The organism is Photobacterium pectinilyticum (genome assembly GCF_024357955.1).
Lineage (GTDB): Bacteria > Pseudomonadota > Gammaproteobacteria > Enterobacterales > Vibrionaceae > Photobacterium > Photobacterium pectinilyticum.
On sequence record NZ_JANEYT010000108.1, the window covers coordinates 1 to 13,543 of the forward strand.

General features: G+C 43.6%; 8 protein-coding genes and 1 pseudogene. 2 read left to right on the forward strand and 7 right to left on the reverse strand.

Annotated elements, in window-relative coordinates; translation table 11 throughout:
• The first annotated feature begins 112 nt into the window (after window positions 1-112).
• On the forward strand, window positions 113-604 hold the full coding sequence (locus NHN17_RS23840; RefSeq protein ID WP_373689590.1) for a DUF2254 family protein: 492 nt from the start codon (window positions 113-115) through the stop codon (window positions 602-604).
• A 105-nt stretch (window positions 605-709) separates the two neighbouring features.
• Window positions 710-931, forward strand: a complete 222-nt coding sequence (locus tag NHN17_RS26165) for a sll1863 family stress response protein (protein ID WP_507237164.1) — start codon at window positions 710-712, stop codon at window positions 929-931.
• 217 nt (window positions 932-1,148) lie between these two features.
• On the opposite strand, the gene NHN17_RS23845 is transcribed toward NHN17_RS26165, so the two are convergent.
• From NHN17_RS23845 to NHN17_RS23875, 7 genes and pseudogenes are all read right to left on the reverse strand, one after another.
• Entirely contained in the window at window positions 1,149-4,115 is a 2,967-nt protein-coding gene (locus tag NHN17_RS23845; protein WP_255045157.1) for a sensor domain-containing protein, read from the reverse strand.
• A gap of 392 nt (window positions 4,116-4,507) precedes the next feature.
• The gene (locus NHN17_RS23850) at window positions 4,508-7,918 is read right to left on the reverse strand and encodes a prealbumin-like fold domain-containing protein (RefSeq protein ID WP_255045158.1); all 3,411 of its coding nucleotides are present in this window, start codon (window positions 7,916-7,918) and stop codon (window positions 4,508-4,510) included.
• A 258-nt stretch (window positions 7,919-8,176) separates the two neighbouring features.
• Window positions 8,177-8,353, reverse strand: a pseudogene (locus tag NHN17_RS23855) (MetQ/NlpA family ABC transporter substrate-binding protein); the annotation flags it as partial.
• Window positions 8,354-8,428: 75 nt separating this feature from the next.
• On the reverse strand, window positions 8,429-10,246 hold the full coding sequence (locus NHN17_RS23860; RefSeq protein ID WP_255045159.1) for an ABC transporter ATP-binding protein/permease: 1,818 nt from the start codon (window positions 10,244-10,246) through the stop codon (window positions 8,429-8,431).
• 121 nt (window positions 10,247-10,367) lie between these two features.
• Window positions 10,368-11,045 carry an SDR family oxidoreductase gene (locus NHN17_RS23865; protein WP_255045160.1) on the reverse strand — a complete coding sequence of 226 codons (678 nt, stop codon included), beginning with the start codon at window positions 11,043-11,045 and terminating at the stop codon, window positions 10,368-10,370.
• A gap of 103 nt (window positions 11,046-11,148) precedes the next feature.
• On the reverse strand, window positions 11,149-12,765 hold the full coding sequence (locus tag NHN17_RS23870) for a sulfatase-like hydrolase/transferase (RefSeq protein ID WP_255045161.1): 1,617 nt from the start codon (window positions 12,763-12,765) through the stop codon (window positions 11,149-11,151).
• 72 nt (window positions 12,766-12,837) lie between these two features.
• The gene (locus tag NHN17_RS23875; protein ID WP_255045162.1) at window positions 12,838-13,440 is read right to left on the reverse strand and encodes an SLC5/6 family protein; all 603 of its coding nucleotides are present in this window, start codon (window positions 13,438-13,440) and stop codon (window positions 12,838-12,840) included.
• Between the last annotated feature and the right edge of the window lie 103 nt (window positions 13,441-13,543).

A 13,543-nucleotide genomic window follows, 5' to 3' on the forward strand; every position in this document is an offset into this window, starting at 1 on the left:
TCCGCCAGTTGGGTGACAAATTTACGAAAGTGGGCTTGGAGCATAAAAATTCCCTCCAGTTGCTGCCTACTTTAAGTGTAGCAACAACTTAAGGGAACATAGCGTTTATATTATCGGGCCTAAGGCAACACCGGAACAGGATATCGTGTTTAATGTTCGCCAACTGGAAGAAGTGGCTTTGCGAGCTCTATCTCCCGGCATTAATGATCCTGCCACGGCTATCGCCTGCATTAACCGGCTGACAATTGCCCTTGGCCTCTTGCTGCGACGCTCATTTCCCTCGACCAGTTACTATAACGACAGCCAACAGTTACGCTTGGTCGTGAAGCCCTTAAATTTTGAAGATATCGCTGACACTGCTTTTGCTCAAATACGTCAGTGCTGCCCGCACACTCTGTCTGTTCCCCTATGTTTACTGAATAATGTTTTAATGCTTTCTAAGCAAGCTATCCGTACCACAGACAAAAAAGCACTTGAGAAACACGCTGTACTCATCGCAAATGCATGCTTCGATAATATCAATGAGCCCACTGACAGAAAAAAGATAGAGCAAAAACTTAATGCAATAAAAGAAGTATTACAACATAGGTCCAGAACAGTTTAATTCACCCCCCCCCTTTAATTTACTAAAAAATAGAGAGGTATCTCAATGGATCGTAAAGAATTAATCAATAACCTTCATAAAAAGCTACTCAATTGGAATTAAGATATCGATAAGCTAGAAGTTAAAGCCCAACACGCATCCGGCGAAGCAAGGCGGGACCTTGAAAAAACGCTCACCGAACTGAAGCAACGTAAAGAAGAGGCCAAAGCAAAAATTACCGATCTTCAACATGCCAGCGACAGTGCGTGGGAAGAAATAAAAAAAGGAGCCGATGAGGCGCTAGATTCATTGAAACGTTCATTCGAATCTGCAAAGTCTAAATTTTAGACCAATCTGGATAAGTCGTTGAGCAAGTATTTGCACTGGAAAAATCATTGTTATCAAGGCAGATATTGCAGTAACTAGTGGCGATAATTACAAAAGATCTAACGCAGATAACCGCGATTTTAACCTACAAGGCTGATCAAATATTTATGTAGGTTGGTATTAGACCTTACACCAAACTGTCGGCCCCACCGGGTTGACAGTTTGGTGTAATCACCGTTTAACTTGTCATAATGACCGTATCGACAGTGGGTAGGCCGTATAGTTCTTTGCTCTTAAGAATTGAAAAACAACGTGTAAAAGGAACAGCAGGGCTGAAGAGGAACCCTTGGACAAAATGGCAATGCATCTCCCTTAGTATATCCAACTGTTTTCGCGTTTCGACACCTTCAGCTACAACCTGAATACCCAACTTATGGCTCAAATCTATGATCAAGGACACCAAGGTTCGGTTATCCTGTTTGTCGATTTCCTTAATAAAGCTACGGTCTATCTTGATAATATTCGGCCGAAGCTCGACCACCGAGCTCAAAGAAGAGTACCCCGTACCAAAGTCATCCAACGCAATTTCAATGCCTCTTTGCTTATACGACGCCAACAACGATTGAATATCACTACTTTCGCTCGATGCCGTCGACTCGGTGATTTCCACAACAATAGACTTCAGCGGCAACCCATATGACTCAATGACCTCCCAGATAGGAGGAAGGCCATGACTGCCAATGAACTCTTTCACAGAGCGGTTAATACTCATTGTCACATCAGAAAACCCGGCTTGGTGTAACTGCTTTAGGTCGCGGCAGACCTGATGCAGGACAAATGCTCCCAACGGTCTTATCAAACCATAACGCTCGGCAACAGGAATAAACTCAGCGGGAGAAATGTGTCCTTCTACTTCGTCATGCCACCTGATCAAAGCTTCGAATCGACTAATTTTCCCAGTGCGGGCATCAACAACTGGCTGGTAATAGACCATCAGCAATTCGTCGGAAATCGCCTTTTTGAGCCGATCGCGCATTCTCAGTTTTTCAATATAATCAGACTGTAATGCGCTGTCATATTGGCAGATCCCATTTCGCCCCTGCCCTTTCATATTATACATGGCATAGTCAGCGTTCTTGAGCAGTTCGCTATGGGTTTCTCCACTCTCGGGATAAGTCGAGATCCCTATACTGACAGTAGTATTCACTTCAATGTCATCGAGTACAAAGGCTTCCGCCACACGGTCAACGACCTGCTGTCCCCATATCCTCGCCGCCCCGGAGGTCGTTTTAGGCAAGAGAACGCAAAATTCATCGCCACCATATCGACAGATATTGTCTGCAACCGGGAAAACACGTTTAAGACAGTTGGCAATGTGTACCAAGACTTTATCACCAAAGTCATGACCATAGAGATCATTGAGTGATTTGAAGTCATCCATATCGATAAACAACAATGAGAAGGTTTGACCCCGGATGTCATCAATAGAAGCGATATGCTTTTTCACACGTTGAATAAAACTGCGACGATTGACTAGGCTGGTAAGCGGATCTTTATAAGCAAAAAAAGTCAGCTGCTCTTCTGCTTTTTTCCAATGGCTTATATCACGAAACACTGCCACGAAATTAACAATCTCATCACTGTCATCACGGATCACATTGATCGAAATCTCTTCTGGATAAATCTCACCATTTTTGCGTCGATTCCAGACCTCGCCTTTCCAATGCCCGTTGCTGTTTAAGTTATGCCACAGGGAATGATAATACTGGGCATCATGAATCCCCGATGACAGCACACTAGGTGACAGGCCAAGCAGTTCTTTCTCGCGATAACCCGTTATTTCCTCGAATGAACGATTGACTGAAATGATCTTGTTATTTTTATCGGTGATCAATATACACTCAGAAGTGTTATCAAACACCACCTGAGCTCGATCCAGCTGACGTTTTGCTTCGATGGTATGGGTGATATCGCGTTGAATACCCGCGACTTTGATCGGTTTGCCGTTGTCATCCCGAGCGACAACACTGCCCTTTATGGTTAGCCAACATTCATTGCCATCTAGCGCGACGCGACTACTGGCTTTGAGGCGAAATTCAAACTGAAACACTGAGGCATGCTGCTGCTGAATAAAGCGACAAAAATAATCAACACCTTCGCCTCTGTCTTCTTCAACAATACACGATAACCACACGTCAAGGCCGTCACCCTCTTTGGGCTTTTCACGGCCTAATAAATGCCAGAACTTGGCCGAGGTTGCAAACTCCCTACGTTCAAGATCAAACTCCCAAATCCCTTCTTCCACCGAATTAAACGTCGTTGTCAGCTGGCGTGAGGTTTTATTCAGTTTGGCCGAAATTTGATAAACATCGGTGACATCGTGGATAGTACCACGCATTTCAACAGGCTGACCTTGGCTATTCCGTATCACTTCTGCCCGCTTACGTACATACTTGATAGTACCATCCCAAAGCTGGACTCGATGAACCAAATTGTAATTGACGCTATCACTTTCAATCGATCGGTATAGCGTATCTAGCACCCACTCTCGGTCTTCTGGGTGAATCAAAGCCGAGAGCAAAGACAACGTCGGCAATAACGACTCATCTTTAATGCCATATATCCGATAAACCTCTTTGCTCCATTCAAAGTACTTATCTTGAAGGTTCCAATTCCAGCTACCCACTTTTGCAACTTTTTGGCCTTCTTCTAGCTGCCATTGCAACTGTGACTGACGCATCAGTAGAGCTTCGTAACCAACTTCGTAGCCAAGGTACGTTGCAAACGCATTGCAATACTCAAGCAACGCATCAACTGAATGGAAAGATCGTTTGAATAAACAGGAAAGCACACCAACTAACTGATGGTTACGAGCAAAAAGAGGAATACCAATGAAGGTTTCTGCTGATTTCGAATGTTTATAGGAGTAGAGAGGGTACTTCTTATCAAAGTCACTTGAGATAATGAGCGGCTCCTCAGTCTCGACGACCTCAGTTTCAGGCACTTCGATTAATGGAAAATAATGCTCTTCCCCTCTTTCACCCTGAAAGCAACTCGAGAGTATATGTACTCCTTCCCGATCTTCGCTTATAGAACCAATGAGGACAGCATCCACCGCATAGGCCTCGTACAAACTCTGGCCAATTGTCTCAAAGAGCGGGCTTCCGCTAAGTTGGTTAAAGGTATTTATTTTATTGTAATCCATTAGCTTTTTTAGTTATCACCAAGGCTACTCATTCAGCCTCCTTAGTAACAACACTATCATTTCACCCGCTTTGGACTTTACCTTATGGGCATATGAGATAAAAGCCGAGCTGCGCACTCATAAAAGGGATATTAACAAAATATTGATTAGCATCACCTTAATGTACTTCTGTCGTTTATATAACATGCGAGTTAGAATGTTGACTCTGTAATAAAGCCACTAGTTACTGCAATATCTGCCTTGATAACAACGATTTTTCCAGTGCAAATACTTGATCAACGACTTATCCAGATTGGTATTATCTATCTCGTGAAGTGGGCAATAAAAACCGGAGTATCAATGACACTCCGGTTCTTCTACAAAATACCTATTTGGGTACTACGACATTACAACTAAGGACAGAGGTTATTAGATATGTAGCTATCTAAATCCCTCGCCAAGCGTTTTGCTTTTCTGCGCTCTTTAGCACTGAAATTGTGGCCTTCACCACTATACCCATGGTCTTCAAGCATTTTATGTGACTGACTCATGGCATTATAGGCCGAGTCACAACTTGCTTGCCCAAAAGCGTGATGCAGCTTCGCCTTGTAGAGTTTTGACGCTAAATAGCCCGAGTTATTCTTCGATACTTTCTTCTTCAATAGAGTGGATGCTTTTTCACAATCATCAACATGATAGTACCCAACCCAATCATCAGAAGACTGGAAGTAATCATAACTTAGGTATTGGCCGTAGATAGGCTCATTATGACACTTATCTTTCGGTGGCTCTTGTTTCGGTTCATCGGGCTTTTTAAACTGAACATTATCGACTTTAAAGTTCAACGTCTGCCCTGGTTTAACTTTGAAATTGACACAGAATGTCATGTCTCCCTTTAAGTCCATTTTCTGACCAGCGTACGGATTAAAGACGTTACTGGTTGCCAAGCTCTTAATGATGGATGCCTTAGGCGATTTCACATCCATATCCAGTTTTTGGTCAGCGTAACCATCCTTATCGCTGTCTACAAACCAGACAGGAACCCAACCGAATGGCACATCAACTTCGCACAGAGTGTACTTCTTATTTGGGGTAAGCTTAGCGCCATCAAAATCAACCACATTAGGAGGGGTTAAGGCATAGGTATCGATACCAGGCCCAGATAGGGTAAACTTCCACTCATCTTCTGTTGCATGTCCATTTGTCAGCTTATTGATAACCACCATACCGTTTTCACGGTTTATGAAAGTACATTCCACTACCTCACCCGGATCGAGTTCGATACTGGCGGTTCTCGTATTCGTATCAGTTTGGCTGTTATCTGCCACTGACTCGGTACAAGTCAATTTCTTAAGCTCAAAGTCAGGAGCGGGATCTGCCTCTTTGACTTGATAGCTTCCCGGTACCACATCATAGAAGATCTGGCTCTGGCCGTGATCGAGTGTAAACTCATTGGTATAGTCGATATCATGAAGGAAGGTAAAGCCAGTACCGTATTTCGGCTTAGTTTCCTTATGGATAATGATTTTACCCAGTATCTTATTGGTGAATGTACATTGCTTCGTTGTACCGGCATCATCTGGAAGCGTAACCGTAAACTCACAGCCTGTACTCGCTGTTTGTACCCAGCCATCTTTAAGTGTTTCAGTGATAGTATAGGTTCCTTCACCTAACTCTAAGTCACCACTATCACCTTGAAAACGTTCAAAAGCAGTATTATCTGAATCACTTGTTTCCAAGATCACAGGTGCTTGAAGATTTCCACCCTCCAACGTCATGATCCAACCATCTTCCTGACCTACAGGATGAGTTACCTTATTCACTTCAACGAGGACCGGTAATTCAGGCTCCGGAGAAGTGAACTCAAATGCAAGCGTATCGGAACAATCTTCGTTTGATAATGACTCACCTGAGAGTGTTAAATCAGCAATCATGGTTGTCATTCCAATGAGATCACCACACTCAAGAACTGTTGCCGTATAAGTGTCCGGCTCTTGTCCGGTCAGGCTTTCCGTTCGTGTATTGGTCGTGTTGAAGTCATAAATCAGTGTACCGACAACCTCTTCTATTGCATTTGTAACTTCAACACGACATACCAAAGCTTCTGCAGGGGCCGGTACGGTTAAAGTGACATTAAGATCAACCAATGGCGCACCAGTAATGTTTACCGTAAATGGTGCTTCTTCTGTCCCGCTCGTTAAGGAAAGTGGAAGTGATTGTTCGTTATCATTAATGCTTGATGTGAGTGTTGCCCAGTCCTTTAATGTGCCACTGACGGTAGAGAAAGGCTGTGCTGAAACTGTTTTGGTAATTTCGACAGAACAAATATTACTCTCCCCAGCACTACAACTATCAGGTGATTGATTGAGCGCTTTCCAAACTAACTCGACTCCAGGGCCAATTGGATTATTTGAATCAGGCTGGGTGATTGGGTTCTCATCCCCATCAAAAAATGAACCCGATATTCCCTGTACATCTGAAACAAAATAACTTATCCCTGAACCTGTAAGAACTTCTGTTTCTGAGATATTTACATTTGGAAGCCCTTCGCCCACTACCTGAATGCCGTCACCGTTGGGAATGGGAATAAGTACAAAATTTGCCACTAATGGAAGAATATCAAACTCTTCAGGGGACTCAGGAATATCTGAAATCGGGTCTTTAAACGTCGCAGTTGCCTGATCTCTTAACCCAAGAACATCGTCTGGCGATGTATTTAGCTGGATATAGGTATGTGTTACTGAGACTTCTTTTCCCGCAGGGACATCTATATCAGTAAAAGGCTTTGTTTCTAATAGGAATTCTTCATTACTATTAATACCATCGATAACACCATAAATCTTATCTTCTATATCTACCAACACATTTCGGTTAAGGTTATTTTTCGCATAAATGTTTGTTTCAATGGTAATAGCATTATCAGTGCCTTCAATGGGTTTCACGCTCCACTCAACCCTGATCGTAACATCACCTGTTTGTGGCGTTGTACTACAAGTGTCACCTAAGTTTAGCTCCTCGGAAACTAAACTTTTTTCAATATCCCAAACCTGACCAGTGCCAGAAGTTGCTGACATATCTTTTCTAAGAGAAAACAACTCCATCTGTTCAACATTAATTGATATTACTTGCCTGCCGCTTCTAATGTCGTTAGGTGGCGTATCCTCACTATTAAGGTCTACTTTAAATATATAAGCTTGGAGCGAAGAACCCGGAAATTGACTGGCTCCTACGGCAAGTCGATTGGTCCAATCAATAACACATGTTCCTCCTGCAGGGTGTGTCACTTCAATTTCCTGATAAATGACTTTATTCGCTCCACCAGGAATTGTATCTGAAATTACAGGCGTACCAATAGGTGTAACTAAGCATCCAGCAGTAGAAAACCCATTGCTCTCGTCACTGGGAATAACTTGGATATTATTTATTTTGTCATACCCTAAATATGGTGCACCGTTCCCCGTACTATCTTCATAGTCAGCAGCAAGGTGAACATTGTAAACTTCTTGCTGATTACTTGAGCTTGTCAGAATTAGACGAAATGGCACTAAATCTAGCTCTTTCCAAAGCGTACCTAAGTTCCCATCAGTATATGGGAACTCATTTACTTCAATGCCGTTAGGGTTTTGACAAGTATAATTATCGTCGGCATTTGGCAGAAAATCTCCATTTGGTAATATTTCAGTATTGGTGTCATTTCGGCATCCTTGTAGCCTAAGGTTTATATCATTATCATCAGGTGGAACAAAAGCCCATAAAGGTGTTACCCACCCCAGACCTAAAAGAAAAATAATTGGTATTATGTTGAAATAATTTAAAAATTTCATTTAACCTAGCCTCTTCAACCATAATATATAGGGTCAAATCATTTAATAAAGCTGCTGAATAGCAGTCACTTTAAAAAGTAGTTGGCTAGATGATGCTGATGTGACTAAATCTGAGATAATTTCAGCCTTAAGTTCAATACTCAATTCTGAGAATATTTAATTATAAATCAACGAAGTCAATATATATAAAATTTAAAATTCATTATTAAAAATCCCGACAAAAATGCCGGGATATCATTAGTATAATGGAAGAAATCGTTAACTCGCTGGCTCAATAGTCCCATTAAAGGTTTCCTGCATGAAATCCTTAACTTGCTGGGACTGGAAGATACTGGCAATTTTTTGGTAAGTGCTGTTAGCTTTATCTTCTTCACGAGCTGCTATCACCATCACCGCCAATGGCGCGTCTTTCACTTCGAGGAATAAGCCTTGCTCTTAATTCAAACTGTTAATCAATGAACACACAAAACCATATAGAATAATTTATGCCAATAACGAATAACTTGAACACTAGTGGTTCATATGCTTAAACTGCAGATCGACTAAGCGCTGATATAACTCACTGCTTTGCATTAATGATGAGTGATTACCTATATCGGCCAGTCGCCCCTGATCAAAAACGGCAATTTGATCAGCATGCTGAATCGTCGAAAGACGATGGGCAATAATAAGGGTGGTTCTCCCGCGCATGAGTTCTTCGAGGGCTTGCTGAACATGGTATTCGCTTTCGCTGTCCAGTGCGCTGGTCGCCTCATCAAGAAGCAGTATTTTAGGGTCTTTTAAAATAGCTCTGGCAATGGCAATTCGCTGTCGTTGTCCACCTGACAACCTGACTCCACGCTCTCCGAGGAAGCTATCGTAACCATCAGGCAAATTTATAATGAAGTCATGGGCATGAGCTTTTTTGGCGGCCTCAATAACCTGCTCATCGGTTGCCTGCGGGTTGCCATAACGAATATTGTGGAAGACATTATGGCTGAATAACGCAGGTTGCTGTGGTACCAAGGCCATTTGGTGACGTAGCTCGCTAGGATCAAACTGACGAATATCCACGCCGCCTAGCGTCACTTTGCCTGATTGCGGATCGTAGAAGCGCTGCAATAATTCGAACAAGGTTGTTTTACCTGCACCTGACGGCCCAACAAGGGCCAATACCTTCCCTTCCTCAGCCTTGAGCTTCAACTGTTTGATGGCTGCCTGATCCGGCCTTGAGGGATAACAAAATGTGACGTTGTCAAACTCCACTTCTGCAGACAACGTCAGAGGAGAAACCACACTCTGGTTTGGCGCAACAATATGGCTGTCGACATGAAGTAACTCTATCAACCTTTCAGTGGCTCCAGCCGCACGTTGAAGCTCGCCCATCACCTCGGAAATGGTAGCCAGCGATGAAGCAACCATAATGGCATAGAACACAAAAGCCCCTAAATCTCCCGCCGACATCACACCATGGATGACATCACTGCCACCTACCCAAAGCATGCCTGCAATCGCACTGAAAACGATAACAATCACACCGGAGATCAAAATCGCACGCTGCATAACCCGTTGGCGACCGATGTCGAATGCCTTTTCAACTTCAGCCGCAAATGAAGCTCTTTCTTGCTCTTCGTGGCTATAACTTTGCACTGTCTTGATGTGCTCTATCGCCTCGCCGGCATAACTCCCTACATCGGCCATGGAGTCTTGACTCTGGCGCGATAATGCTCTGACACGACGACCGTAAATAAGGATCGGGACAAGTACAAACGGCACCGAAGCCAGCACAATCAACGTCAGTTTTACGTTAGTTGCAAACAGCATGATAATCGCACCGATACACATCAATGTACTACGCATCGCCATCGAAAAAGACGAGCCGATAATACTTTGCAACAAGGTGGTATCAGTAGTGAGTCGAGACATGATCTCGCCACTGCCATTGGTTTCAAAATAACTGGGGTGCAAAGTGATGACATGATTGAACACCGCAAGCCGAATATCTGCGCTGACCCGCTCCCCCACCGAAGAGACCAAATAAAAACGAAAGAAGGTGCCAATAGAGATAAGCACTGTAACCACAAGAATAAACTGAATGGCATTGGCAAGCTCGCTGGTCGACTGCTGGGAAAAGCCTTCATCAATCAAAATTCGCACACCATGACCAACAGATAGGGTCAAAGAGGCTGTGAAGATCAGCGCCACCAGCGCAGCCAGTACCCGTCCTCGATATGGACGAATGAACTTAACGAGCTCCAACAAAATACTGAGGCTCTTGCGCTGCCCTTTTGGGTCCAACGTCTTGTTTTGAATATTACTGCTTGGTGATGTTTGACTAGACGATTCCATAGGTGTGCCTTTCGTTTTCCATTTAGCAAGCTTATCACTAAGCGCCCTAGGAATTCCTAACGGATGCAATTTCAGAAAAAAAGCCCCAGTATTTCTGCTGAGGCTTTCCTTTTCGTCACTGTTACTCTATTTCGACCGGTGGCCGGAATACCATTTCATGCATAACGACGTCTTGTGGTAAATCCAACAACAGTGCAATAGTCTTGGCAACACTTTCAGGGTGCATGTATTGCGGGCGGTCAGCTTCTCTAAAATTGGTATCGGTACCACCAGGGAATAATGAGGTTACCTTAATACCATGTGGCTGCGCCTCTTTCATAAGGATTGCACTAAAACCAGCTAACCCTTGCTTCATCGCCGTATACACACTCATTGTTTCATTTGAGCGTTTGGCAACCGTGCTGAGAATATTGATAATTTGACCACTCTTGGTCGGCTTCATCACTTTGAATGCCTCTCGACTGAGCAAAGCTGGCGCTCTCAGGTTCACGGCATACTGGTGGTCAAACTCTTCTAATGTAAATTCATCAATACCGCACTTACGCGAATTCATTCCGGCATTGTTAACCAATACATCCAACCCACCGAGTTTCTCGACCGCAACCTCGAAAAGTTCAATCGCTTGCTTCGGATCACTCAGATCAGCTTGGCTCGTGTGGCAACCAGTTAGCTTACTAAGCTCTGCCAACTTGTCACTATTTCGCACTGACGCAACAACAAAATGCCCTTGTTCACACAGTGTTTTGGTAAGCTCATAGCCAATACCACTGGTCGCCCCTGTTATTAGTACACGCTTCATTCTTATCCCTATTAAGTAACCCTTAACAATGACTGTTTACCAGTTTGTCATATTAATAGGGATAAAAGAATACGAGAGTTTTTAAACGTAATTACGCACCCCCTTAAACAGGTTTAAGCATTTGCATGTCAGCGCCGATATCGTTAGATAAATATTCCATATTATGCAATCGATATGAAGCCCAATATCCCCGCCAACGAACATCAGAACTCAATACATTGGCCATTTGAGCAACAAGTTCTGACCGCATAGCTTCCCCGACATCTTCATAGAACTGATTTACTTGCATATCGGCGTCAACATCATACAACTCTTGATAACCGGTAGATGCGTTGTAACCATAAAACCACTCCTTCCCAAACAACTCTAGCCTTATAGCTGCGCCTAAATTCATCCCCACATGCATCCCTGTCTGAAAAACTTGGACAAGTGGCTCCCTTTCTTCACCTCTGGCAACTTTTCTCAAATCGCCACCTTCCATATGGCTGGGTTTTTCAATACCAGCAAAAGCCAGCAATGTAGGACCAATATCCAGTGCCGAGCAAACCGTTTCTACCGTCTTCAATACGGGTAAACAAACCTTCGGTGGTTTGATATAAAGTGGAATTGAAAAAATATCAGGTTGAAAATAGACGCCTTTATCAGCCATTCCCAAGCGGCCATTCATATCTCCATGATCGGCTGAAAATACAATGGCGCAATCGTCCCACAGCCCTTCCGATTTCAGGTAGTCAATCAAACGACCAACAGCAAAGTCGATCACTTCCACTTGGAGTAGATGGCCGGCAATATAATCAATCACCGTTTCTTCATCATACATACCCCAATATTTTCTGTATAACGCGTAGATTGGATTATCTGGCAGTGTGTCTTTATCCTGCAGTTCAGCATAACTTGTCGGTAGTTGCACTGAACGCTTTATTTCTGCATAACGAGACTCAAACCCACTAGGGATAGAGTACGGCTGATGAGGGTCAAAGAAGTCCAATTGAGCAAAGAAGGGACGATTAGGCTCCTGCCTCCTAGCAGCTTTTATCTGACGGACAGTTAGATCTGCAAGAAACGTCGAATAATGGGCTTCTTTGGGAAAATCAGTACCATCGGATTGCTCTATCCAGCCGCCAAAAGAATTAGCTGGCGTTTGTTTATCTGCCCTCAGTCCACGAAGCTCCCTGCGGTAACGCGGAAGTTGTACATTCAATGCGTCAAGGTATTCAAGATATCTGTCATCGTCGGCTACAGGTGGTCCCCACCGGTCCCAGGCATGTAAGTTTTCACCAAAAGTACGAATAAATTTATCCACGCCGACATGACACTTCCCTGAGTGTTTGAGTACATACCCTTCTGATTTCAAATAATCTTGAAATATAACATCATCTACACCCAAATCGACCTGTGAACCACAGGGCGCACGCTCACCGTTGGTCAAATAAGGGGGATGCATACCGGTAAACATAGCAGCTCGTGCAGGGCCACATAAAGGACTTGTGGTATACGTTCGATCAAATCGCGTGCCCTCAGCCGCAATCAAATCAAGATTAGGCGTGTTGATGACCTTAGAAAGTGGTCTTGTATCAAAGTAACAATCTGGCGATATCATATCGACAGTGATGAAAACGATATTAGGCTTTCTAACTGCGGAGTCGACACAATAACTCCCTTGACGTAACTTCGGGTTAAGGAATTTATGATTGAGTCCAGTATCTTCAAATAACGACATCTTTTTCTCTCACATTGCAGATGATTGCATCAGGAAGTAGGCAGGGTAAACCCTGCCTTTATCAAGCCGAGGTTATACCTCTTTGGCCACGCCAACGGTGGTGGATTGCTTTGAGGAATGGCGGTTTAACAGGCGATGAATAACAAAGCACAACACTGCCACTAACGACAAAGCCGCGATGACTTTTCCAGCACTTCCCTGCTCACCGAGTATGCCAATTCCAGAAAATACGGTGTAGAGCAAAGCCAACAAGCCAACAATCATCCAGCTAGCATGAACTGCATATTTCCACGGTTTTACTTCAACTTGGTTGGTGTAGACTTGTTCGTAAGGTTTAGACATCGGCTTAAGGTATCGAACCGTCATCATAATACTGACCATCCATAGGAAATTCAGTCCAACAAGGTGTAGCCAGTGGATTTGAACAATACCAAAGTCGCCTTTAAGTACGAAGTGGGCGATATAGAAAGACACCATACCAACGGGTAAAGCGATGTAGGCAGCTAAGGCCGGGGTTCGCTTAGAGACAATGCCAACCAAAATCACCGTTAAAATTGGCACATTGATAACCGCCATGATGGTTCTCATCAAAGTGTAAAGCCCGTCAGCCTGGGCAATAAATGGGGCGATACACACACAGATTACAATAGTAACAGCCCCAAACATTTTGCCCATTCTCACGACTTTTAAATCATCAGCTTTCGCTATGTTCCTTTTAACTGTTGCTGAAGACTTAACATCCTGTTTTCGTTAAGTTCTTCAGTCACATCCATGTATC